Source organism: Caulobacter sp. 05L422 (assembly GCF_056397765.1).
In genome coordinates this window covers 165,862-189,408 of the sequence record NZ_JBFTOB010000001.1, presented here as the reverse complement: position 1 = coordinate 189,408, position 23,547 = coordinate 165,862, and the positions used below count along the sequence as shown (strand labels likewise).

At 69.8% G+C, this 23,547-nt stretch carries 16 protein-coding genes; 5 read left to right on the top strand and 11 right to left on the bottom strand.

The genetic code is table 11. From position 1 onward, the window contains the following. Positions 1-104 precede the first annotated feature (104 nt). From AC1DMQ_RS00785 to AC1DMQ_RS00765, 5 genes are all read right to left on the bottom strand, one after another. On the bottom strand, positions 105-686 hold the full coding sequence (locus AC1DMQ_RS00785; protein WP_477031642.1) for an OmpA family protein: 582 nt from the start codon (positions 684-686) through the stop codon (positions 105-107). A 123-nt stretch (positions 687-809) separates the two neighbouring features. Further along, complete coding sequence (locus AC1DMQ_RS00780) at positions 810-1,871, bottom strand: amidohydrolase family protein (RefSeq protein WP_477031641.1); 1,062 nt, start codon at positions 1,869-1,871, stop codon at positions 810-812. A gap of 15 nt (positions 1,872-1,886) precedes the next feature. After that, complete coding sequence (locus AC1DMQ_RS00775; RefSeq protein ID WP_477031640.1) at positions 1,887-3,452, bottom strand: hypothetical protein; 1,566 nt, start codon at positions 3,450-3,452, stop codon at positions 1,887-1,889. Between the two features lie 18 nt (positions 3,453-3,470). Continuing rightward, positions 3,471-4,517, bottom strand: a complete 1,047-nt coding sequence (gene glsA, locus AC1DMQ_RS00770; protein ID WP_477031639.1) for a glutaminase A — start codon at positions 4,515-4,517, stop codon at positions 3,471-3,473. A gap of 22 nt (positions 4,518-4,539) precedes the next feature. Continuing rightward, positions 4,540-5,781: a DcaP family trimeric outer membrane transporter gene (locus tag AC1DMQ_RS00765; protein WP_477031638.1), complete on the bottom strand. Its 1,242-nt coding sequence runs from the start codon at positions 5,779-5,781 to the stop codon at positions 4,540-4,542. Between the two features lie 152 nt (positions 5,782-5,933). Here AC1DMQ_RS00765 and AC1DMQ_RS00760 point away from each other — a divergent pair, with 152 nt between their 5' ends. From AC1DMQ_RS00760 to AC1DMQ_RS00745, 4 genes are all read left to right on the top strand, one after another. Then, positions 5,934-7,595 carry an OprO/OprP family phosphate-selective porin gene (locus tag AC1DMQ_RS00760; RefSeq protein WP_477031637.1) on the top strand — a complete coding sequence of 554 codons (1,662 nt, stop codon included), beginning with the start codon at positions 5,934-5,936 and terminating at the stop codon, positions 7,593-7,595. A 116-nt stretch (positions 7,596-7,711) separates the two neighbouring features. Continuing rightward, positions 7,712-8,419 carry a DUF3313 family protein gene (locus AC1DMQ_RS00755; RefSeq protein WP_477031636.1) on the top strand — a complete coding sequence of 236 codons (708 nt, stop codon included), beginning with the start codon at positions 7,712-7,714 and terminating at the stop codon, positions 8,417-8,419. A gap of 82 nt (positions 8,420-8,501) precedes the next feature. Then, positions 8,502-9,869: a sensor histidine kinase gene (locus tag AC1DMQ_RS00750; protein WP_477031635.1), complete on the top strand. Its 1,368-nt coding sequence runs from the start codon at positions 8,502-8,504 to the stop codon at positions 9,867-9,869. Positions 9,870-9,942: 73 nt separating this feature from the next. Then, complete coding sequence (locus AC1DMQ_RS00745; protein WP_477031634.1) at positions 9,943-10,674, top strand: hypothetical protein; 732 nt, start codon at positions 9,943-9,945, stop codon at positions 10,672-10,674. A gap of 63 nt (positions 10,675-10,737) precedes the next feature. On the opposite strand, the gene AC1DMQ_RS00740 is transcribed toward AC1DMQ_RS00745, so the two are convergent. The 4 genes from AC1DMQ_RS00740 to AC1DMQ_RS00725 all read right to left on the bottom strand — a co-directional run bounded on the left by AC1DMQ_RS00740 (position 10,738) and on the right by AC1DMQ_RS00725 (position 14,626). Then, positions 10,738-11,724, bottom strand: a complete 987-nt coding sequence (locus AC1DMQ_RS00740; RefSeq protein WP_477031633.1) for a hypothetical protein — start codon at positions 11,722-11,724, stop codon at positions 10,738-10,740. After that, entirely contained in the window at positions 11,721-12,551 is an 831-nt protein-coding gene (locus tag AC1DMQ_RS00735; protein ID WP_477031632.1) for a DUF2092 domain-containing protein, read from the bottom strand. Before AC1DMQ_RS00735 ends, AC1DMQ_RS00740 begins: the two co-directional genes overlap by 4 nt. Further along, positions 12,548-13,906, bottom strand: coding sequence for a DUF1254 domain-containing protein (locus tag AC1DMQ_RS00730; RefSeq protein WP_477031631.1), 1,359 nt, complete (start codon positions 13,904-13,906; stop codon positions 12,548-12,550). The genes AC1DMQ_RS00735 and AC1DMQ_RS00730 overlap by 4 nt, the downstream gene beginning before the upstream one ends. An 84-nt stretch (positions 13,907-13,990) precedes the next feature. Continuing rightward, the gene (locus AC1DMQ_RS00725) at positions 13,991-14,626 is read right to left on the bottom strand and encodes a response regulator (protein ID WP_477031630.1); all 636 of its coding nucleotides are present in this window, start codon (positions 14,624-14,626) and stop codon (positions 13,991-13,993) included. 338 nt (positions 14,627-14,964) lie between these two features. Here AC1DMQ_RS00725 and AC1DMQ_RS00720 point away from each other — a divergent pair, with 338 nt between their 5' ends. Then, positions 14,965-15,342 carry a hypothetical protein gene (locus tag AC1DMQ_RS00720; RefSeq protein ID WP_477031629.1) on the top strand — a complete coding sequence of 126 codons (378 nt, stop codon included), beginning with the start codon at positions 14,965-14,967 and terminating at the stop codon, positions 15,340-15,342. A gap of 141 nt (positions 15,343-15,483) precedes the next feature. On the opposite strand, the gene AC1DMQ_RS00715 is transcribed toward AC1DMQ_RS00720, so the two are convergent. Further along, a complete protein-coding gene (locus AC1DMQ_RS00715; RefSeq protein WP_477031628.1) occupies positions 15,484-21,795 on the bottom strand; it encodes a YDG domain-containing protein in 6,312 nt (2,103 codons plus the stop codon). Positions 21,796-21,822: 27 nt separating this feature from the next. Continuing rightward, positions 21,823-23,505 (bottom strand): ShlB/FhaC/HecB family hemolysin secretion/activation protein, encoded by a 1,683-nt coding sequence (locus AC1DMQ_RS00710; RefSeq protein WP_477031627.1) that lies wholly within the window; start codon positions 23,503-23,505, stop codon positions 21,823-21,825. Positions 23,506-23,547 lie beyond the last annotated feature (42 nt).

Sequence of the window (23,547 nt, the reverse complement as noted above, 5' to 3'; positions counted from 1 at the left end):
ACAAGGCTTCCCGGAACATCCGCGCCTCGATATCCGGTGCGGACCTGAGGGCCGGGCGCGCGAGACCCGAGACGGCGCGCGGAGGACCCGCGCGCCGTCCGCCGTCAGTTCAGGACGCGCAGGGTCACCTTGCGGGCGGCCGCCAGTTCCTCGTCCGACGTGCCGGTCGCGTGCTCCTCGCCCCAGGAGACCGTCGACATGTTGTGCAGCGGAATGCCCTGGCTCGACAGGAACCGCCGGGTTTCCAGGGCGCGCTTTTCGCCGAGGATGCGGTTCTTGTCGACGTCGCCGCGCGCGTCGGCGCCGCCGACGATCTCGATGAAGACCCGCTTGTTGTCGGCCTTCAACTTGTCGGCGAAGGCGGTGAGGGTCGCCTTGGCTTCGTCGGAGAGGTCCCACTTGGCGGTCTCGAAGGTGATCGTGTCGCTTTCGCTGACCACCGTGCGGACCAGGTGTCCTTCGGCCAGGGTGTAGGCGGAGTCCGCCTTCTGACCCGCCGCCTGGGCGGTCTTGTCCACCTCGTCGACGTGGCTCGACAACGCCGTGACCTTGGAGTCGAGGGCGTCGACGCGCGCGCTCACGGCCCCCACCTGCTCGTTGACGTAGGACTCGGTGGCGCAGCCGCCCAGGGCCAGCCCGCCGGCGATCGCGACGACGGCCGCGACGCCCGATAGATAACGCCCCATGATGGATCTCCCAGTTTTCTGTCAAACTCAGGGAGGAGTTTGGTCCTGGGAGCGGCAAGACATATCAGGTGTAGACCTGAGCCTAGACATAGCCACACCCGAAGCGCGGCCGATGGACTACTATCACCGGACGTTGGCCTTTTCCCAAGCCCTCACCTTGACCCGGGCGGCGTCGAAAAGACGCTGGTAATTGCCCTTGAGGACTTTCTCGCGCGTCTCGGGCGTCAGCTTGGCCCAGAGCGGCTTGTAGGTCTCGTAGACGGCGAAATACTGCCCGGGCGAACGGGGCGCGACCACGTCGCTGCCGAACAGGAAACGGTCCGGGTATTTGTTGATCAGGGCGGCCGCCTGGGTCGACGCCTCGTCGGACGCCACCAGGTACTTGGCGACCTCGTCCCACGACAGGTCGAACATCACGTTCTTCATGGCCGGGTTGCCGAGGATCTCTTCCAGATAGGCGGCCTCGGACTTCACCGGCTGGATGATCCGCCCCATGCCGGCGTGGGCCCAGATGATCGTGGTGTCGGGATGCCGCGCGTAGAGCGCCGTCAGCTGGTCGAAATATCCGCGGACCTTGGCGTCCTTGGTGAAGGGCCGGACCATGTCGTTGTGCAGCACGACCACCAGCCCGACCTGGCCGGCGAAGTCGAGCAGGCGGTCCAGCGACGGGTCGGTCAGGCTGGCCCCGCCGCCGGCGATCTTGGGCGAGACGAACTCCTTGTGCACCGAGAACTCGCCGATGCCGGTGAACACCCCGGGGAACAGGGTCAGCACCCGCTTCACATGGTCGGCGGCGTACATGTCGGCCGGGTTGAAGCCGGTGATCATCGGATCGACCCGCTTCTGCTGGGCCGGCGTCAGCGCGCGATATTCCAGGGCGATCGCCGCGTCGGTGAACGAGTAGTAGTAGAGCGGCGCGTCGGCCTCGAGATAGTAGGTCGGCGCCACGTCGCCGCTCTCGCGGTACGACCACTCCTGCTGCAGGGGGATGCCGAACAGGGTGGTGCGGCACACCCGGTCGCCCATCAGCTTCAGAACCTCGCCGGCCGACGGACCTTCCTGGATGTAGTTGGTCAGGTGGAAGTGGCTGTCGCTGAACTGGCAGCCCTTCGGAGTCTGCGCCGAGGCGGATCCGGCGCCGAGCGCCAGCACGAAACCCAGGGCGGCGAGCGATCGGCGGGGCATCGGCGACATCCTGCTCTAGAAGGCGAGGGAGAAATCCGAGACGAAGGTGAACCCGTTGCCGCCGACCGGGACGGGATAGGCCGTGTAGCCGACCGGCGAGCGATCGGTGTAGAGGCCCATCACGTTGATCCGCATGTCCCGGCGCTTGAACGGGAAGTAGTTGACGCCGGCGGCGATGTCGTAGGGATCGCCGTACTCGCCGAAGATCTTCGAGCCGGAGAGGTAGACCTGCAGGGTCTTGGGGATCAGCATGGCCGAGGCCTGGAGCTGGAAGCCGGTGTCCTTGAGGTCGGTGACCGGGACGATCCCGCTGACTTTGAAATTGTCGAGCCAGCGCGTGTAGTACTCGAGCTCAAGCGCGTACCCGCCATATTTCACCCCAGCGTTCAGGGCCAGCATCTGGTAGCGCGCCTCGGTGATCCGGCCCGGCGTGTTGAAGGCGTCCACCGCGAACAGCAGGGTGCCGTCGGAGAGCCGCAGCTGGGTGTTCTCGATCGACTCCGTGTTCGGCTGCGACTGCGGCGTCTCGGTGCTGCGCGTGTAGTGGGCGCTGAACAGGGTCGCGACCCTGTCGTGCTTCTCGAAGTCGCCGAAGCCGTTGATCGGGCCGAACTCGCCGGTGCTCGGCATCCAGGTCAGGGCCCCCGACCAGGTGTTGGGCTTGGCGTCGAGCTGGCCGGCGTTGACGCCGAGCGCGCTCAGGTTGTTGGCGATCATCACCCGGTATTCGAGACCCTTGGCGAGCTTGCCGTCGGCCCAGATGCCCTGGGTGTACGACCCCCGGAAGAACTCGTCGGCGATCGGCCGGTTGTCGTTGCGCAGCCAGTACGGGAAGGTCCGGTTGGTCGAGCGCGTCGACGGCACCGACTGGATGCCGAGATAGACCCGCAGGGCCTCGCTGAAGGTCCAGTTCAGGTTGCCGGCCAGCACCACCTGGGCCCCCTGGCCCTGGGCGGTCTGCGAGGTCCAGGCATAGGCGTTGTAGCCGAACCTCGGATCGAACAGCCAGCCGCGGACGGTGATCTGCACCTTGGCGAGCTGGAAGTCCTCGCGTGGCGTGATGGTCTTGGCCCGCCCGAACGAGTCCACGTAGGCCTTATCCAGCCCGTGCTGATTGAGGTAGCGGAGGTAGCTGACCAGGCCGAGGTCCACCTCCCCCATGTCGGAGCGCATCAGGACCAGGCCCTTGCCCGTCTCGAAGCCGCCCCAGCGCTGCGGCGGCGCGGGGGCCTCGACGTTCTGGAGCCGCTGGATCTCCACCGGCGGCGGGACCGCGGGCGCCGGCGGCGCCTCGCCGGCGGCCCAGGACAGCTGGGCCGCGAGGGCGTCGATGCGCCGGGTCCGTTCCGCCTCGGCCGCCTTGGCCGCCTCGCCCTCGGCCTTGAGGGCCTGGAGCTCGCGCTGCATGGCGGCCAGGGTCTCGGCGCTGGCCGCCTGGGGCGGTGTCGGCGCGGTGGAGACAGCGTCCTGAGCCAGGGCCGGCGTTCCCGCGCCGGCCGCCAGGATCAACCCGGCGGCGGCGCAGGCGAGGGGAAACGCCGCGCCGGGCTTGGCCCGACGTCGATCCGTTACGCGTCGCATGAAAACTCCTCGGACCGATCAGGTCGGCTTTACGTCGTAGGGATTGCCGCCCAGGGCTTCGGAGATGTCGATGATCGCCCGCTGGCCCCGAACGCTGTTGCCGGCGGCGTCGAGCGGCGGGGCGAAGGTCCCGATCCCGAACTTGCCCGGCGACACCGCGATCAGTCCGCCGCCCACCCCGCTCTTGGCCGGCAGGCCGGCGTGGAACAGCCACTTGCCGCTGTCGTCGTAGAGGCCGGCGGTGGCCATCACGGCCAGCAGTCGCGCCACGTGCTTGGGATCGATCACCTGCTTCTTGGTGATCGGGTTCTTGCCGCCGTTGGCCAGGGTGGCGGCCATGTTGCCCAGGTCCTTGGCGTTGACCGCGATGGCGCACTGGCGCGTGTAGATGTCGGTGGCCACGGCCGGGTCGCTCTTGAACCGTTCGTAGGCCCACATCAGGGCGCCGATGGCGCGGTTGCGCTGGTTGGTGTCGGCCTCGGACTTGTAGACCTCCTGGTCGACCGACAGCTGGCGGCCGGCGAAGTCGGAATGCAGCGCCAGGATCTTGCGCCACACCTCCTCGGGCGAGCCCTTGACCAGGCCGGTGGTGGCGATGGCGCCGGGATTGACCAGCGGGTTCATCTCCTTGCCGCGATATTGCTCCACCGCGACGATCGAGTTGAACACCTGGCCCGTGGCGTCCACGCCGATGCTGTCTTCGATCAACTGCTCGCCCGACTCCTGGAACACCAGGGCCAGGGTGAAGACCTTGGAGATCGACTGGATCGAGAAGGTCGGCGTGATGTCGCCGGCGGTCGACAGGGCCCCCTGCGGGGTAGCCAGGGCGATGCCGAAATAGTTCGACGGCACCTTGGCCAGGGCGGGGATGTAGTCGGCGTTCTTGCCTTCGTTCAGACCCTTGAACTTCTCGTAGGCGGCTTTGACCGCGGCGTCCGCCGCGGCGGCGCCGCTGGGCTGGGCGAAGGCCGGCGCGGCGGCCAGTCCGGCGCCCCCGGCGAGGCCGAGACCCAGGGCCGCGAGACCTCTGGCGAGGTCCCGACGCGAGGCGTTTTGATGCAACATCGGATTGCCCTCCAGTCGCTGACTATTTGAAATCGTTGCTTGAGAAGCTGTACTTGAAGGACACCTGGATCCGCAGATCGTCGCCCTTGTTGTCGTTGAAGTCCTCGCGCTCGCCCCACAGCAGCTCGGCGCCGACCAGGATCCGCGGATCGGGCGTGTAGAGGACGTTGGCCGAGGCGTACTGCCCCGTCTGGTAGGCGTCCGCCGACTGGAAGTTGGTGTTGTCGACCTTGGTCATGCTCCAGCCGACGGAGCTGCTCCACTGGTCGTTCCAGTAGTGGTCGTAATAGGCGGTCAGGCCCAGCAGCGGCAGCACGTCGCCATACAGCGAGCCGGGCGGCACGGGCGGGGCGCCGACGATCGGCTGCGAGACCCCGGGCTTGGCCTTGGGCCCCATGTCGGTGCCGCCGTCGTTCATGTAGCTGGCGATGCCTTCGCCGTAGACCACGCCCAGATGGACGACGTCCTTCTGACCGGCCTTGATGTTGGACGTCAGGTTCAGGCCCCAGCCCATCTTGTGGGACGAAGGCTCGTTGTCGGGCGCGCCTTTGGTTTCGTAGCCGACGCGGCGCAGTATGCCCGCCAGCTGGACGTGCCCCCAGTCTCCGGCATAGCGGTAGTGCCCGGTCAGGTCGGGCAGTTCCTCGTCGCCCTGGATGTTGGAGCCCAACGTCGGATCGACGATGCGGACGTTGCCCGCGTCGATGTCGTTGCCGGGCTTTTCGACCGCGATCGCGAACTGGCTCTGGCCCGAGGCGAAGGTGTAGCGGATCTGCGGGGTGCGCACGAACACCATGCCCGTCGGTCCCCAGTATTCGATCGTGTTGGGGAAGATGTCGCCGTCCATGAACACGCTGTTGGTCTGGCCGGCCAGCACCGGGCCCCACTGGCCATAGGCGTGGCGAAGGCGGAAGGTTGTCTGGCCCGCGTCGCCGCCGACCCCGAACAGGTCGAACTCGAACTTCACGAACAGAGGCTTGCCGGCGATGTCCTGCTGCGCCTTCACGCCGAACCGGCTCTGCTTGACGCTGATCGAGGTCTGGCCGTTGTCGCCGAAGGTGTCTTCGGTCGTCGGAATCTTCGAGGGCCTCAGAGCGTCGTCCCAGTCCGGGTCGACCCGCATGAAGTCCTGAGTGAAGTCGACCTGCGCGAAGCCGTAGACCTCGAACTTCGGCGCGTCTTGCGCTTGCGCCGCCCCAGCGACGCTCGTGATCGCGGTCGCCAAAAGTAGATGCGGCAGCAGCCGCGCGTACGGAGTTCTCATCGTGTCGCCCCTCTCGTCCTGGACCCGGTGACCGGCGCGCCTATGCCGCGCGTCTCCTGGTCAGGTTAGGAGCCGACCCGCCGGAGAAAGTATCAGGTGGGCGCCTGATACGACCGCAGGTGGATTGCCCGGACGTCCGCCGCCCCCGAGCCGTGTCGCGTCGGGACCGAGGCGGCTCGGGCGTCCACGCCCCGGCGGCTCGGGAATACGCCGGATGGCCGTGGCCCGCGGCCCACCCGACGGTGGCGGCAAACCCGGAGGTTCCCCATGTCCCACGCCCGAACCCTCGCCGCCGCCCGCACGGCGGCCCGCCCCCTGCGCGCCGCCGGAGACCGGGTCTGACCCTGGCCCTGCTCGTCGCGGCGGCGCTCGTCTCGGCCGAGACGCCGGGCGAGACGCCGAGCGAGCCGGCCCCGCAGGCGAGCCCGGCCGCCGCCGGGCAACAGCCGAAAGCGCCCCCGGCGGAGGCCCAGGCGGAAGCGCCCAGCGGTCTGCTGTACGTTCCCCTGAAGCTGCTCTCGGTGCTGGACCAGGACTTCAGCCTGGGGCCGTGGACCTTCCGGGGCTACATCCAGTTCGACGGCGCCGACTATACCCAGGAGCCCGCCGGCCCGCCGGAGACCGACTTCCGGCGCGGCGCGATCGGCAGCGGCGACACCCTGGACGCCCAGGCCCTGACCGACGGCTCCTACCTGCGCAAGGCCCGCCTGGGCGGCGAGGGACAGTGGGGCGAGAACCTGTCCTATCGGGCGATGTTCGACATCGGCGGGCGCGACGAGCAGGGCGAGGCCCGCATCGCCGAGGTCTGGGCCCGCTACAGCCGCTTCGCGCCCTGGGTGCTGATCGTCGGCGCCTATCCACAGCTGGCCAACATGGAGGACGCCACCAGCACCGACGCCAATCCGTTCCTGGAACGGGCGACGGCGGCCAACCTGGCGCGAGGCCTGGGCGGCGGCGACGGCCGGCTGGGGATCACCGTGCGGCGCGCGACCCGGAACTGGATGACCGCCGTCAGCCTGACGGGGCCCGTGTTGCACGAGGACGACGAGACCTCGCCCCGGTCCGCGATCATCGTCCGGACGTCGCGGGCCTTCTATCCGAAAGCGGACTCCAGCGTGCACGTGGGCGGATCGCTGATCTATGTGCTGTCGCCCGGCAAGGCCCAGGACGACCGGATCCGGGGGTTCGGCGTCCGCCTGATGGCCACGCCCGAAGTGCGGGTCGACGACACGCCGCTGCTCGACACCGGCGACATCGTCGCCCACCGCGCCAGGGTGCTGGGCCTGGAGTTCGCGGCCCGACGCCGCAATCTCTACCTGCAGGCCGAAGCCTTCCATTTCGCGGTGGAGCGCGCGTCCGGCGAGACCCCGCGCGACCCGCGGTTCTTCGGCTTCTATGTGGAAGGCAGCTGGATGCTGACCGGCGAGGCGCGTCGCTTCGACCAGACCCGCGCCGTGTTCGGACGGCCCAGGACCAAGCACCCCTTGCGGGCCGGCGGCTGGGGCGCCTGGGAGCTGGCCTTCCGCTACAGCCGCATGGACGCCAACTCGCACGAGGGCCAGGCCGGCGCGCCGACCCCGATCGGCGGGGTCCGGGGCGGCGACCAGGCCATCCTCAGCCTGGCGCTGAACTGGTATCCCTCCGACCGGATTCGCGTGATGCTGAACGCCATGCACGTGCGGGTGGATCGTCTGAACCCCGCCGGCCCCGTCGATCCCGAACCCTTCGGCCCCGCCCCCCTGACGCCGCCGGCCGGCGTGCAGATCGGGCAATCGCTGGATGTGGCGGCCATGCGCGTCCGATACGCTTTCTGAGCGATCGGCTCCTGACGCCCCTACCTCGGGGTGTGCGACGCCGGTCCAAGGGTTTTCCCCGATGGTGGTCCTCGCCGGCATGGCGATGCTTGGCTCAGCAGACCGAGGCCGAAAAAATGGATCGTCGACAGCTTCTTCCGGCGGCGCTTCTGGCGTTCGCCGTCGCCACGGCGACACCCGCCCTGGCCGCCAAGCCGCCCACCACCTGGGACGGCCTGCTCCAGATCAAGACCAAGCGCTTCGACCTAGTCTATCTCGCGCCAGGCGCGACGTTCACCGGCTATACGAAGGTCAAGCTCGACCCCACCGAGGTGTCCTTCGAAAAGAACTGGCGTCGCGACTACAACAGCCAGGGCATCGGCATCTCGCGGGACATCTCCGAAAAGGATCTCCAGAAGGCCGTGACCAAGGGTGTCGCCGCCGCGAGCGAGATCTTCGTCGAGGAGTTCAACAAGGGCGGCTACCAGGTGGTCACCGAGGCGGGCCCCGACGTGCTCTGGCTGCGGACGGGCGTGCTCAACGTCCGCGTCTCGGCGCCGGACACCATGGAGCCCGGCCGCACCTACACCTTCGCCAACGACGCCGGCGAGGCGACCTACTTCATCGAGGTGCGGGACTCGCAGACCGGCGCCCTGCTGGGCCGCGCGGTCGACCGGCGCCTGGCGGGCGACAACACGATCGGCCAGCGCAACCGCGCTACCAACCGCTCGGACTTCCGGCGACTGGTCGAGCGATGGGCCGAGCTGAGCATTCGCGGCCTCAACGAGCTGAAGGCCCGGGCGCCGATCAACGATGCGGGACAGTTCGCGGGGAGCGCGCCGTAACGCTTGTGGCGTAAGGGGCCGCGCGTCGGCGTGGCCCCAGTTTGCTTATCTGTCGGTAGACGCCAACAGAAGGACGTTCGAGATGTCCCAACGGCTCGACCAGACCCTGCCCATGCCTCTATGGCCTGGGCCGATCTTCAGCGGTCGCGACGGTTTCGCGCCGTCCGCCTCCCTCAACGGCCTCGCCTCGTCGGTGACGGCGATCCTGCGCCGCGCAAGGTCGGCCCTGGCGACGTCGGATGCGCGGCCCGTCGAGGTTTCCGTGCTGAAGCCCGCCAGCCGCGCCGCCACCCGGCTGCTGGCCACCGTCTCCAAGGCGCTGGTGCAGGAAACCGCCCTGCTCAACGAGGCCGGCGTGCTGATCGCCGTCAATCCCGCCTGGAGAGCGGCCGCGCGGCGCACGGGCGCTTCTCGTCGGGCCGGACTGAGCGAGCCCTACCTGGACTTCTGCACACGGATCAGTCCCATCCTGGCGCGGCCGGCGTTTCGCCAGGGCGTCCAGGACCTGCTGGCCGGAAAGAGCGCCTCGTTCACCCATCGCTACACGGTGGCGGACAGCGAACCGCCGCGCCGTCGCCACGTGCGGATCACGCCCCTGCCCTTCAGCCCCCGGCCGGTGTTCGTGGCGGTGCACGACGATCTGCCCCTTCCGGCCAAGGGACGTCCCTCGGCGACCCGGGCCCGCGACCTGCTGGCGGCCCAGGAAGAGGAACGCGTGCGCATCGCCATGGAGCTGCACGACTCCACCTGCCAGCACCTGGCGGCGCTCAACCTGTCGCTCGGACGGCTGCGGCCGCTGGTGTGCGGCGACAAGGCCAATGCGGTGCTCGACGACATGTCGATATCGGTCGGCGAGGTGGTCAAGGAGATCCGCGTCCTGTCCTACCTGATCAAGCCAGCCGGGCTGGAGCAGAACGGGCTGGCGCGCGCGGTCCGCGGCTTCGTCGACGGCTTCGGCGCGCGCACCGGCCTGACCGCCAGCTTCCTGACCCGGGGCCCGGTCGACTCGGCCCCGCAGGACGTGCAGCACGCCGCGTACCGCATCGTTCAGGAGGCGCTCTCCAACGTCTACCGGCACGCCGACGCCCAGCATGCCGACGTCGAGCTGGTCAGCGAGGGCGGCGTCCTGACCGTGCGGGTCAGCGACGACGGCAAGGGCGTGGCGGCCCTGATGCGCGGCGAGCCGGCCAACCTGGAGTCCGGGGTCGGCATCGCGGGCATGCGCACCCGGGCGGCCCAGCTGAAGGGACGGGTCGAGGTTTCCTGCCCCGGTCAGGGCACGGTCGTGGTCGTCGCCCTGCCGGTCGGCTCCCGTCTCTCGTCGTCGGCGTCCCGGAACGGCCGACCCCGGCGCCTCCGCTCCCGACGTCAGGGTAATCACGGATCGTCTCGGCCCTCGCCAGGCGCGAGTTTGGATCGTCCGCCCTCCTCCCCCCTGACGGCGGACTAGAAGGTTTTTCAGGCCTTCCTGACTGGCCCCGCATTCGTGCGGGGCCGTTCTTTGATCGGGACCCGGAGAGAGAATGGTCCGCAAGACCGACTCCTATGACAGCGCCGCCGATATCGCGGCCACCGCTTCGGCCAGGGCCAGCCTGATCGAGACGGTGACCGCCGTGGTGCTGTCCGTCGCCGGCCTGATGGCCTCATGGGCCAGCCATCAGGGCGCGATGTGGAACGGCATGCAGACCGTCCATTTCGGCCGCGCGAACTTCGAGCGCGGCGCGGCCTCGCGGGCCAGGTTCGAGGGCGACATGGTCCGCGCCGTGCAGATCGACCTGTTCAGCGACTGGATCGAGGCCAAGAGCCGCGGCAACGAGGCGCTGGCGCAGTTCTACCGCACCCGCATGCCGGCGAACTTCCACCACCAGTTCGAGGCCTGGCTGGCCACCCGTCCGCTGGACAACCCCAAGGCGCCCCCGACCCCGTTCGCCATGGCCGGCTACCAGCCCCCCGGCTTCGCCGAGGCCGATAGGGCCGAGAGGGAGGCGGAGACGCAGTTCGCCCTGGGCGAAGCGGCCAGCCGCACCTCCTACGCCTACAACCGCGCGGGCGTCGTCCTGGCCACGGCCATGTTCTTCGGCGGCATCGGACAGGTGTTCCGCCAGACCTCCGTGCGTTTCACCCTCGCCGCCGTGTCGATCGTCACCTGGCTGATCGGACTGCAGCTGATCCTGACCATCCCGACGGCGTCCCTGGGCCAGTTCTCGCTGGCCAACGCCCTGAAATCGCCGCCGGCGGCCGCGCCAAACCACTAGACCCCATTCTCCGCTCATGCCGGCCTTCGCCGGTATGAGCGGGGAACTAGCGCCTCAAGCCCCCTAGGGCTGAGGCGGCGTCGTGGGGACGGGCGCGGCCGGCGGCGTGCTGGGAACCGGAGCCGTCGAGGGGACCGGCGCCGTGGAGGTCCCACCCTTCTTCGCCTCCGCCGAAGCGGGATCGGGCACGGTGATGTAGACGATCGTGTCGCCCTCGTAGCGCGGCTCCAGATAGTAGCCGTCGCAGCGATAGTAGGAGGCGCCGTAGTACGGATAGCCCCCGCATCCCATCGGCAGCGAGTAATAGGCCGCCCCGTAATAGTAGGGGCTCAGGGCCGCCGCGGTCACGGCGGCGGTGGCGCCGATGACCATGCCGGCCGCGATCGGGTGGTGGAAGTGGTCGTCCCAGCCGCCCCAACCGTCGTCGATGTTGATGTTGGTGTTGTTGTTGATGTTGGTGTTGCGGTCGCCGTCCCCGCGGTTTCCATCGCCGCGATTGCCGTCTCCACGATTGCCGTCCCCCCGGTTTCCATCGCCGCGGTTCCCCCCATCTCCGCGATTGCCGCCGGAGGGCCTGGTGCTGGCCGTGTCCCGGCCGCCCCCGGTGGCGCCCGTGCCGGCGCTGGGTCGCGAGCCGGCGGCTCCCCCGCCAAGGCCGCCGCCCGCGCCGGCTCCGGTGCTGGGACGCGTGCCGGCGGAAGCGCCGCCGCCGAAGCCGCCCCCCGCGCCCGCCCCGGTGCTCGGACGCGAGGCGGAACCGCCGCCGAAACCGCCGCCGCCCGTGGAGGGCCTGCTGGGCTGGGTCGACGGCCGGCTGAAGCTGGACGAGCCGCGGTTATAGCTGGAGCGACTGCCGCCCATCGAAGAGCCGCGGCTGCTGCTGAAGCCGCCGCCTCCGCCCCGGCTCATGCTGCTCATGCCGCCGCCGCGGGCCCCGCCGCCGCGTCCTCCGCCGCCGCCTCGACCGGCGGTGGCCTCGGCGACATAGAGGGCCATCGACGCGAAGACCCCGGCCGATATGGCGATCACATGGAGGATGCGGACTTTCATGGCGTGCTCCCGGTCGGTTCGAGCGTACTCATTCGGATGGACTTGGCCTTGGGGCCGGCGCGATAGGTGAAGGTGTCGGCCGGGAAGGTCGGGTTCAGGGTCCAGGCCAGCCGCGCGACATAGGCGGGCTGTTCGGTCTGGGATCGGTCGACGATCATCAGCTTGCGCGGCAGCGGGCGCTCGCCCTGCTCGATCCACACCGACCAGTCCACCTCGCCCTGGCGGAAGGCGTACTGATTGGTGAGCACGCCGTCGATCGTGGCGGGCCCCACCAGGAAGGCCCCCGTGAGGTCTTCCGACCGCCGGCTCTTGAGTTCGTTCCAGCGGAACAGGTCTTCGAGCGGCAGGGCCAGGCCGTACTCGTCCCACAGCAGGTCCAGCATCTTCAGGGTGGTCGGCGGCGCCGCGACCGTGGAGTAGAATTCATGCTGCGGCGAGAACACCGTGAAGGTCTTGCCGTCGTAGAAGAAGGTCCGCTTCTTCAGGTCGGTGACGACCTCGATGACGAAGCCGTCGGGCTTGCGCACCTTGTAGTGGGCCGTGCCGTCGATCTGCACGCGCTGTCCGGTCTCGGTGACGATGTCCAGGCTGGTCTGGGTCCGAATCTCGAAGGTCTTCAACGTGCCGAGATAGGCGCTCATCCGCTCCAGGGCCTGGCGGGCCTCGGGCTCGACTATCGGCGCCACCAGGTCGGTGTCGGAGGCGGTGGCCGGAGGAGCGGTCGCCGGGGGCGCCGTCTGGGCCGAAGCTAGGGACGGCGCCAGGGATGGGAAGGTCGCGGCCGCGACGCTCAGGACGCAGCAGGCGACGAAGGGCAGTGGTCTCACGAGGGAGTCCTCCTGTTTGGCTTTTCAGACGATGAGGGACGCGGCCCCGGGCCATCGGCGTCCAGGTCCACGATCTCGATCGAGGGCATGCGCCAGGCGCCGGACAGGGCCGCGCCCCGGGGTCCGTAGAGCCGCATGACCAGGCACATCTCGCCGCGTGGCGCCGGCAGCCAGTTGGCCAGGTCGCCTCCGGCCGGCGGCTTGTCGTGGATGATCAGGTCCAGCGCGCCGTCGTCGTCGAGGCTCAGGTCGTTGCGGTTGCCGATCCCGTGGCGCTTGTCCGCCGAGGCCGTCGGCCGGGTGTAGAGCCGCCAGAAGCCGCGCACCGGCGGCAGGGCTTCGGCCTGGAAACGCAGGCGCGAGCAGCGGTCGCCTCGCAACGGCCGGCCATGGCCGTCATGCTCGCAAACCAGGGTCAGCAGCTCCTCGCGCGCGGGCGCGCCGAGGCTGGAATAGGCTCGCCCCGCCTGGGCCAGAGACGCCCCCGACTCGTCATGTTGCGGCACGGCCACCGCGTGCCAGCCGACCCCCCGGGTCTCGGAAATCGCGGCCGTGGCCGCCCGGATCGCCGCCAGGCCGTCCGCGAACCCCAGCTCCAGCGCCTCGGCCATGTCCGACGACCAGTTGGCGGCCGGCGGCGGCCCGTCCAGGTCGCGGCGGAACTGGTCTAGCAGCGGCCGCATCGACCGCTCGAAACTGATCGGCGCTCGATCCAGCACCGCGTCCAGGCGATGGAAGAACACGGCGGGACCCAGCTCGATCACCTGCCGCAGGCTCGAGACGGCCGGCGGCTCAAGGCTGGTGATGTGGCTGGTCTGGTGATCCGGCCGCCGTCCTATCGAGCTCAGGCACTGGTGCCTGGCGATGGCCAGGGTCTCGGGCCGGTCGAGCGGCGAATGGGCGTGGATGCGGCTGACCGCCCAGCAGGCGTCGCTGGGCGCCCGGCGGGCCAGGTGGGTGTGCGGGGTCTCGCCGTTCCAGCGCGGCGGGACCACGGCGACGTCCACGCCCCCGTCGTTGTCGGTGCGGGATCCGAGACTGGCGAACGGCTCGCCGGCGGTGTCGATCAGGGTGAGGTCGAAATGACGCCCATGGGTGTGCGGCAGGTGCAGCACCACGGGCCCGTCGGTCAGGTCGATCCAGGCGCTGGCGATGACGATGCAGGGATCGTCCTCCAGAAGGCCCGGCGCCAGGTCGGCGCTGTCCGGGGGCAGCAGGTGGAACTGCTGCAGCGCCATGGGATGGGCCCGCCGCACGGCGTCGACCAGGAACAGCGGAAAACAGAGCGAAAAGACATTGGCCGCGACCGCGCGGGTCGTGTTCTGGCCTCGCTGCTTGAAAATCTGCTTGGTCACCATACGCCTCCGAACAGTCGGAGTGTTTCGGGATCACGGCAGGGGGGGTATCAGGCCGAACCCGGAGGCGAGGGCGTTCACGACCTAGGCCTGGATCATTTTGTGCTTTATCGCGAAGCGGACGAACGCCGCCGCGGTCCGCACGCCGGCCTTGCGCATGCCCGCCGCCCGATGGCTCTCCACGGTCTTGATGCTGATCGTCAGCTGCCGCGCGATCTCCTTGTTGACCTTGCCCTCGGCGATCAGTTGGGCGACCTCGAGCTCGCGGGTCGTGAAGCTCTCCAACCGCGACTTCTTGCGTTCGTTGAGCGCGGCGTAGAGCAGCAGCTCCGAGACCGGGGACGAGAAGTAGAGCCGGTTGACGTGCAGCGCCGAGATCGCCGCCTCCAGGTTCGCCCCGGTGTCGGACTTCAGCACATAGCCCCGGGCCCCCGCCGCCAGCGCGCTGCTGACGGTCTCGTCGTCGTCATGCATCGTGAACAGCAGGACGCGGATCTTCGGGCATTCCTTCTGCAGGAGCCGGGTCAGGGCGACCCCGTTCAGGATCGGCAGCGACACGTCGAGGATGGCGACGTCGGGCTTTTCCTTCAGCGCCAGCTCCAGGGCCTGCTGGCCGTCGGAAGCTTCGGCGCAGACCATCCAGCCCGGATGGTCCTCGATGACGTTTCGAACGCCACGGCGAACCATGTCGTGGTCGTCGGCAATCAGAATACGCAGCATCACGCCCCTCCCTGTGGACACGCGTCGCGCCCGGCCATGGCCGTGCACGACAGTCGGCAACACAGGGGACAGGCCCGCTCACGCGGTCGCCTTCGCGAAACCATGCCCCTCAACGCCAACCTATGGACCGAGACGAGGGTTTTTCTTGATCGTTCCGCCCCTCCGTCCAAGGGACTTCCCCCCGCCCCAAACAGCCCCAACTGTTTGTTTCGATAGGAACAGCAGACACCCGCGGGCCTTTGGGCGCCATCGGCTAAAACATCCACTTCATCTCAGGCCTTCACCTAAGAGGCGTAGAGGGGACCGAGGCGCATTATGGGTTGAATTGGAGGTTCTCCATGCTCCTGGCCGGTTTGTTCATCGCGTTGCTGACCCCTGGTCTTGCCGAGGCTTCGGCGGGCGACGCCTGGATCTTGCGCTGCCGCATCGACAGCACGACGCAGGCCGAGCGGACCTTCCGCGTCGCGCCCCGGCTGCTGCAGGAATGGAAGCCGGCCGACAAGCAGTACGGGCCCAATCTGTGCGAGGTCTTCAGCTGCACGGCCGATCGCGATCGGCTAGAAGGGATCATGACCTCGGCCTCGCTGATCCTGACGCTGCGCGTCGACCAGACCCGCGGCCAGGGGTCCTGGAAGACGGTCGGCGCCTCGGGCCAGAAGGAGACCAGCGGCCCCTGCAGCGTCGAACGCGAGAAGGCCGGCCAGACGCCGGGGTAGAGGCGGGTCACGCGCCCCGCGTCCTAGCACTTCCATCCGTCCCTCCCGCCCTTGCGGCGGGAAGGACAGTCCCGCCGCGCGGAAGAACGACCAGGCCCCCCTTCGCCATCCACCGGGGCCGTCCTGGGCGCGCGGACCGGTCTAGCGCAGCGTCGCCACCGTCAGGGCGCCGCCCGACTGGACGCCCTGGGGCATCTGCCCCTCGGTCGTCAGGTTGGGCTCGGGATCCCAGTCCAGCGTGAAGTCCGGACCCTCGTTGAGGTGCTTGAGCGACGACGAGCCGCCCTGGTCGTTCGACGGCACCGGCCGGATCGTGAACACCGCGCCGGTGAAGCTCAGGTCGTAGTTCGCCGACAGGGCCAGCGCCCCGCGGGTGATCCCGTAGTCGCCGGGGTTCTCGCCCGCGGCGCGCGCCAGGGCGCCGGTGAAGGCGTCGCCGGCGGCCAGGTCGCCCACCGTGATGCGATAGCTGAAGGTCGGCTCGACCTGACCGAACGCCTTGAACGCGTTGTCGGCGGCGACCGTCACCGACCGTCGCAGGATGTCGGCCAGGGCGGCGCTGACGCCGGTCAGGCTGTAGTTGCCCGCGTCGGCGCCGGCCAGGACGGCGCCGGACGCCGTCACGGTCTTGCCGGTCCCGGCGTTCCTGTCGGCGAAGGCGTAGGCGCCCGAGGCCGTGACCGTCTCGCCGGCCAGCACGCCCGTCAGGCCGATCGACCCGGTGGCGGTCGTCGTGCCGTCATAGGTCTTGTTGTTGGCGGTCAGCGCGCCGGTCAGGCCCTTCTTGGCGATGTCGGCGGTGTCGGTGGCGGTCGAGGCCAGGGTGTAGTTGCCCGCGTCGGCGCCGGCCAGGGTCACGCCCGAGGCGGTGACCGTCTTGCCGGTCCCGGCGTTCTTGTCGGCGAAGGCGTAGGTCCCCGACGCGGTGACGGTGTCGCCGGTCACCACGCCGGTCAGGCTGACCGATCCGGTGGCGGTCGTCGCGCCGTCATAGGTCTTGTCGTTGGCCGCCAGCACGCCGCTCAGGGCCTTGGGATCGATGCGCAGCGAGCCGGGGGTTCCGGCGGCGAAGGCGTAGTTGAGGTCGGAGGTCAGGCCGCTGGTGACGGCGGTCAGGGTGTAGGTCCCGACGTTCTTGCTGGTCGCGCCGTTGATCACCAGCGCGCCGGTCCAGGCGTCGGTGAAGAGGTCGCCGTTGACCAGCCCGGTGACCGTCGCCGAAAGCGACGGGATCGCCCCGTCATAGGTCACGATCTTGCTGTCGGGCGTCACCGTTATGGTCGGCTGGTAGGCGTAGACGAAGCGGTTGCCGTTGTTGACGCCCGCGGTGAAGCCCGAGGCCGCGAAGTCGTAGGCCGTCCCGTAGTAGCTCTTGCCGGACAGGCCGTTGAACGTGTTGCCCGCCGTCGAGCCCTGCGGATCGCCGAACGCCTGGGTGTAGATCAGCCACCGGCCGCCGGCGCTGGCGGCGGTCACCGCGTCGGCCCCGCGGGCGTTGGTGAACACCCCGTCCGAGGCCAGCACCACCGCGTCGCCCGCGCCGTTGGCCCGCACCGTGCCCGTGCCGGCGATGGTCATGCCGCCGTGCGAGGCGATCGACAGGGTGCCCGTGCTCAGCACGGTTCCGCTGACGGTCAGGGCGCGGTTGTCGACCAGCTTGAACAGGCCGCCGGTATTGGTGAAATCGCCCAGCTCGACGATCTCGTTGGCGGCGCGGAAGTTGGCGGCGCCGACCGACGAGCCGGTCAGCTTCTGGGCCAGGATGACGCCGGCCAGGTTCTGGCCGATCGTCCCGTCGGACCGCAGGTCCACCGTTCCGTGTTGGACGTCGACCACGCCCTGCACGATGAAGGCGCTGGTCCCATGATAGGCGAAGCCGTCGTTGGAGACGGTGACCGACAGCAGGTTCGGGATCAGGTTGTCGCCCAGCAGCGTGGCGCCGCTTCTCGCGCTCACGGTCAGCGTATCGGCCTTCAGCGCGCCCTGCTCCTGAACGATGTCGGTGAAGGCCTGCAGGGTGAGCCCGCCGCCGACATCGATAACCCGGCCGGGCGTCCCGTCGCCGAGCCGCACGCCGCCGGCCAGCGACTGCAGGGTCAGCTGGGCGTCGGCGTCGGCCGCGACCAGCCGCATGTCGCCGATCGCGTTGATCCGCGAGGTCGAGCGCGCGGTCAGTTGGTCCACGGTCAGGAGGCCGGTTGGACCGTTGATGGTGACCGCGCCGTTGGTCGAGGTGACGGCGCCGATCGCCAGCGGGCCGTTGACGACCTTGATGTTCACAGCGTTCGACGCCTCGACCGTGGTCAGCTTGGCGTTCGTCGTGTGATCCAGGTTGATGTCGGCGCCGCCCGTCGCGCTGCCGACGGTGACCGTCGTGGACGTGCCGGCGGAGGTGACGAGGTTGGCCGCCGTGATCGCGCCCGGCGTCGCGGCTCCCAGGATGGCGCCGCCGCCCGCCAGGGCGTCGACCACAAGGGTGTTGGCGCCCGTACCGGTCAGGTCCGCCGCGCCCAGGCGGGCCGTGCCGCCGTTCAGGGTCCGGACCTGGACCGACAACGCGGCCATGGAATCCACGTCGATGCCCCCGACGCTGCTGTCCACCCCGGCGAAACTCACGGCGGTGAGCTTGCCCAGATGCCCGCTCTGGGCCGTGACAAGGATATTGCCCGCGTCCACGGTCATGTCGCCGCCGTTGACGACGCCCTGCACGTCGAGGACGATGGTGCCGCCGTAGTGCAGGGTCTTGCCGCTGAAGTCGAAGCCGGCGGCCCGGTCGGTGATGAACCAGGATCCGGTCTGGAGGCCGACCGGCGCCAGGGCGTTGTCCGAGAAATCGCCGCCCGACAGGCTGTAGTTCCCGTCGACGCTGACGCTGGTGGCCACGTCCACCAGGCCGGTTCCACCGTCCAGGAACACCGAGCCGTTGCTCGACGCCGTATCGACGGCGATGGCGTCGGCCGTCACGTCGACTCGGCCGTTGACCAAACCAGCTCCCGCCGAGAGTTGCGCCGCGCCAGTCACCGCGCCGTCCTGGGCGACGATGGTCAGCCGGCGGTCGGCGTGGATGGCGGCGCTCCCCAGGTTCAGGTCGCCCAGGGTGTCGGTGATGGTGACGTCGTGGATGAGGCCGGTGGTGAGGGTGGGAGTCAGCACGTCGCCCAGGAAGTCCTGGGCGGTGACCGTGTAGTCGCCCCCGCCGCTGAAGGCCGCGCTGGTCTCCAACGTGCCCGCCTGCGCATCGAGCGTGATGTTGTAGCCCGCCAGTTCGTCGATCTTCAGGTCGCCGGTCTGCAGGGTGACGGTCGCGTTGTTGAACTCTCCAGAGGCGACCAGGACGATCGGATTGCTGACCGAGTACGCATTGACCACCGCGTCGCCGAACGCGGAATAGACCTGCAGCCCGTCCGGAGCCGGCGAGCAGCCGCAGCCCGAACTGGGACCGGTCAAGGCGTAGTTGGCGTTGGTGATCAGCGCCGCGGTGTCGGCGCCGAAGGTCGCCGTACCGGTGTCCGTGGCCTCGACCAGGATCCCGAGGGCCGCCTCGCCGGCGCGCAGCGTCGCGTCGCCGTCGGCCTGCACGACGATGACGCCGTTGGCGCCGTTGACCTTGGCCAGGTCGACCACGGCGTTGCCCGCCGCCTGCACGGCGACGCCCTGGTCGTCCGCCTCGGCCGAGCCGACGAAGACATTGGCGGTGAACGCCGCGACCGTGACCGCGACGCCGGCATGGGCCGACTGGACGTCGGCGTCGCCGGTGCTCGCCACCACCCCGATGATCCCGTCGGCCTCCAGCGTCCCGACATCGACCGTACCGCCGAGGATCGTCAGGTCGTCGCCGCTGGAAATCAGGGTGGCCGCCGTTCCGTCCACCAAGCCGTTGGCGCCGATCTGGACCGGGCCGTCGCCGTGCACCGAACCCGCGATCGTCACCGTGTCGCCGCCCAGCACCACCTCGTCGTCGCTGTTGACGGAGCCGGTCGAGGTCACGTGCAGCAGTCCATCGCTTTCGATGTCGACCAGACCGGCGCCGTGCACCGCCCCGAGGATCGTCAGGTCGTCGCCACCGCCGCTGTACAGTTCCACGTCGCCGTTGGCCGCCGTGGCCGCGCCGACGGTCAGGGCGCCGTCCAGCGCTTCGACATAGATGTTGCTGGTGTTGGCCGTGATCGTGCCGAACGAGGCCGGTCCGGTGTTGATGGTGACGTCGACGTCCTCGCCTTCCAGGGTGTCGATCGCGGCGCTGGTGTCGAGATAGACCTTGGCGTCGCCGGTGGTCGACCGGACCGTCGCCGTGCCCGTGTTGCCGCCCGTCCGGCTGAAGGTGTTGGCCGTGGTGATGCTCGAAAAGTCGCCCGCGCCCAGGATGGCGTCGCCGCTGCCCGAGACCAGCAGGTTGTGGCCCGCGCCGGTTCCGGTCATCTCCGCGGCGCCCAGGGTCGCGCCGCCGCCCGTGGACGACACGGTGATGAAGCGCCCGGCCGTGGCGGAGCCCAGGTCGATGCTGCCCGCCCCCGTCATGGAGACGTCCAGCGACGCCTGCGCGGCGGTTCCGGTGATCGTGCCCGCCGCGTCGGCGGAGACCTTGCCCAGAGCAACGCCCGTGCCCTCGGTGATCGCCGTGCCGAAATCGATCGAGCCGTTGTTCGCGGTCAGCAGGATGTGAGCATCGTTGCTGGCCCCGACGCCGGTCGATCGCAGCGTCGCGGCGCCGGCCACGACGTCGCCGACGGTCGCGGTGATTTCAAGGTCGTCGCCGGCCGTGGCGCTGGTGACGACGGTGGCGTCGCCCGTGGTGCTGGTGACGAAGAGGTCGCGCGCGGCGTTGCCGCTGGTCAGGCCGGCTGTGACGCCCGCGACGGTCAAGTCTCGGCTCGAGCTGCCCGAGCCGAGGGTCGCGGTGGTGGCGGCGCTGATGATGACGTCGCCCGCCGCCACACCGGTTCCCTGGGTGAGGGCCGAGCCGACGCTGACCGTGCTGCCCGTCGAGCGCGCCAGGACGTGGCCGTCGTCGGCCGCGCCGACGCCGGTGGACCGCAGCGTCGCGGCGCCGGCCGAGACGGCGCCGGTGGTCGCGGTGATCTCGACGTCGTCGCCGGCCGTGGCCGCGGTGGTCACGGTCGCGCCGCCGGTCGTGGCGGTCACGAAGATGTCGCGCGCCGCCGTACCGGTGGTCAGGCTGGCGGTGACGCCGGTCACGATCAGGTCACGGGTGGCCGTGGCCGAGCCGGCGCTGGCGGTCGTCGCCGCCTGGAGGGTGATGTTGCCGGCCTGCGTGCCGGCGCCTTGGGTCTGGAGCGTGTTGGTGGCGGTGACCGAGCCTGTGTCGGAACGCAGGAGGATGTGCGCATCGTCGCTGGCGCCCAGGCCGGTCGACCTCAGGAAGGCGCCGCCGGCCGTGATGTTGCCGTTGGACGCGGTCAGCTCGATGTCGTCGCCCGCGAAGATGCGGTTGGTCACCGTGACCCCGGTATCGCCGGTCAGGATGGCGTCACGCCCCGTGTCGAGGGTGCTCAGGAAGATGAGCGGGGCGGTGAGCAGGGTGTCGCGCGCCGAGTTGCCCAGGGTCAGCGACACCGAGCCGCCGCTGCCGAGGACGATGTCGCCCGAGGTCGTGGTGGTGGCCGAGCCGACCGAGGTGTTGCTGTCCGACGAGACCGTCACGCCTGTCGCGCCCGTGATCGCGCTGACGGTGGCGCCAGGGCCGCCGGCCGTCACCGAGGCCGCGCCGCTGGTGGCCGTGACCTCGCTGGCGGTGATCGAGCCCGAGGTGGTCGAAATGTCCACCGTGGCGCCCGCCGCGACGCCGACGTTCAGGGCGCCGCTGGACGCGCTGAGCAGGACGTTGCCGCTGGAGTCGATCGAGGCGCTGGTCGCCGACGTGATGGAGTTGATCCGGATCAGGGCGTTGGTGGCGGCGCGCAGGTTGGCCAGCGGATCGGCGGCGTCGACGAAGCCGGCGTCCACGATCCCCGTCCCGCGACTGAACAGGAAGCCGCCGCCCGTCATCACCGCGCCCGGCGAGACGATCACGCCCTGCGGCGAGTAGAACCAGATGTTGCCGCCGGCCGAGGCGCCGACCAGGCCCGAGACGGTCCCGCCCGCGTCGATGGCGATCTGGCTGGTCGTCTTGTTCAGGACGATGTCGCTGTTCGCATCGAAGTGGAAGGTCATCGCGTCGGCGCCGCTGACGTGCAGGCTGGCCCAGTTGATCACCGTGCGCGGTGCGTTCAGGTCGATGTCCAGGTCATTGGCGGTCGGCGCTGTGATCGCCGGCTGCGAACCGCCCATGGAGACCGTGATGTTGGCCGCCGACGGGATGCCCGGCAGGGTCTGGGCCAGGGCCGGCTGGGCCAGCATCGTCGCCACGCCGCAGAGGGCCGAGGCCGCCAGCAGGCTGGTCCGGCGCGCGGGGCCGGTGCGGGAAGGGATCGGGCGGGTCGGCGGCGAGGTCATGGGGGACGCTCCGGAACTTTCAGCAGGCTAGAACAGGGCGGCGGACAGGGAGATCAGGACGCGCGACGACGGCTCGTCGCCCACGCCGTACGGACTGTCGAACGGCTTGGCCCAGGTCAGGTCGAAGGCAACCCGCGAGGTGATCTGGGCGCGGACGCCGACCCCGGCCGAGGACAGGTCCAGCTCGTTCGCGCCGAAGCCGATGTTCTTCAGCTCGGCCGCGTCATAGAAGGCGTAGGGCCGCCAGGCGGCGCGGCCTCCGGCCAAGGGCAGCGGCACGGTGCTGATTTCGACCGAGGCCGAGGCGGCGCGGTCGGCGGAGGCGACCGAGGGGTCGTAGCCACGGCCGATCGTCAGGTTGCCGACCCCGTATTCCTCGTAGGACAGCAGCGGATCGTCGGTGTGCTGCCAGGCGACTTTCAGCTTGCCGATCATCGGTCCCGCGCGGCCGCCGATCTCGCCCTCGGCCCGGATCACCGTGGCGTCCGGCACGCCCAGGAAGCGCGAGGCGGTGAACTCGCCATAGCGGCTGGCGCCCAGGCTGTGCACGCCCTGGCGCACCTCAACCACGCCGGTCAGGGCCACCGAATTGGCCGCCAGGCTGGCCGGGGCGTAGTGGCCGTCCAGGCGGAGGAAGAACACCCGCAGCTTGTCGTCGGTCAGCACGGCCGCGCCGCCGCCGAACTCGACCTTCTGGTCGATCCAGTCCAGCCCGACCCCGATGTTGAGGTTGTAGCGGCGGTGGCGCATCAGCGGATAGGTCAGGCGGACGCCGCCGGCGAACGACTCGCCCTCCAGGTCCAACGGCTTGAGCACGTCGCCCGGCTTGGTCCAGGCCCACGAGCCGGAGAAGTCGGCCGCCAGGCCGTCCCCGCCGATGAAGAAGCGCTCGACCACCTGGACGACCTGCTGCTCGTCGCTGGACAGCGTGCCATAGCCGATGATCGAGGTGCGCTCGCCCAGGGGGGTGAAGCCGTTGAGGTCCAGCCGCGCCAGGGTCAGGTCGCGGCCGACGGTCTTGGAGCCGTAGTTCTGGGCCACGACCGAGCCGTCGACGGCGTCGCGCGACACGGTGATGTCCAGGTCCAGCGCGCCCGGGCCGGCGAGCGAGGGCTTGAGCACCGACTGGATGCGCGCGCCGGGCACGTCGGAGGCCAGCAGCAGGTAGCGCTGGGCGACGTCCAGGTCGAACGGCGCCATGCCGCGCAGATGGTCGAGGAAGCGCACGACCTGCTTCTGGGCCGGGCCGGCGTCGCCGTGATAGTTCACCGAGGCGATCCGCGCCTCGACCACCGTCAGGGTCAGCTTGCCCTCGGCGATCCGCTGCTCGGGAATGACCACGCTGGCCAGCACGCCGCGCCGCAGATACAGCGCCGCGGCCCGGTCGCGGATGTCGCAGACCACGCTCAGCGGCGCCTCGCGGCCGATGAACTCGGCATAGGTCGAGGCCAGGGCCTGGTCCGACAGCGCCAGGGCTCCAGACGTCGCGCCGTGGAACTCGACCGCCTTCAGGGTGACCTTGATGGGACTATCGCGGAAGGCGCAGGGCCCGGCCTCGACGCCCTTGAACAGGTCGCCGCGCGGCGCGGCCGCGATCGGGGCGGCGCGCGCTGGGTCCAATTCCTGGCGCGAGGGCAGGGCCACCTGGGCCGCCGCCGGGGTCGCGGCGAGCAGGGCTACGCCCAGACACGCCATTGCGCTCGCGCCCATGACGGCGCGACGCATCCTGAACAAAACTCGCAACAGCCCCTC

Coding starts and splice junctions, on each gene's coding strand:
- AC1DMQ_RS00785 (WP_477031642.1), bottom strand. CDS start 686: ATGGGGCGTTATCTATCGGGCGTCGCGGCCGTCGTCGCGATCGCCGGC.
- AC1DMQ_RS00780 (WP_477031641.1), bottom strand. CDS start 1,871: ATGCCCCGCCGATCGCTCGCCGCCCTGGGTTTCGTGCTGGCGCTCGGC.
- AC1DMQ_RS00775 (WP_477031640.1), bottom strand. CDS start 3,452: ATGCGACGCGTAACGGATCGACGTCGGGCCAAGCCCGGCGCGGCGTTT.
- glsA (WP_477031639.1), bottom strand. CDS start 4,517: ATGTTGCATCAAAACGCCTCGCGTCGGGACCTCGCCAGAGGTCTCGCG.
- AC1DMQ_RS00765 (WP_477031638.1), bottom strand. CDS start 5,781: ATGAGAACTCCGTACGCGCGGCTGCTGCCGCATCTACTTTTGGCGACC.
- AC1DMQ_RS00755 (WP_477031636.1), top strand. CDS start 7,712: ATGGATCGTCGACAGCTTCTTCCGGCGGCGCTTCTGGCGTTCGCCGTC.
- AC1DMQ_RS00750 (WP_477031635.1), top strand. CDS start 8,502: ATGTCCCAACGGCTCGACCAGACCCTGCCCATGCCTCTATGGCCTGGG.
- AC1DMQ_RS00745 (WP_477031634.1), top strand. CDS start 9,943: ATGGTCCGCAAGACCGACTCCTATGACAGCGCCGCCGATATCGCGGCC.
- AC1DMQ_RS00740 (WP_477031633.1), bottom strand. CDS start 11,724: ATGAAAGTCCGCATCCTCCATGTGATCGCCATATCGGCCGGGGTCTTC.
- AC1DMQ_RS00725 (WP_477031630.1), bottom strand. CDS start 14,626: ATGCTGCGTATTCTGATTGCCGACGACCACGACATGGTTCGCCGTGGC.
- AC1DMQ_RS00720 (WP_477031629.1), top strand. CDS start 14,965: ATGCTCCTGGCCGGTTTGTTCATCGCGTTGCTGACCCCTGGTCTTGCC.
- AC1DMQ_RS00715 (WP_477031628.1), bottom strand. CDS start 21,795: ATGACCTCGCCGCCGACCCGCCCGATCCCTTCCCGCACCGGCCCCGCG.
- AC1DMQ_RS00710 (WP_477031627.1), bottom strand. CDS start 23,505: ATGGGCGCGAGCGCAATGGCGTGTCTGGGCGTAGCCCTGCTCGCCGCG.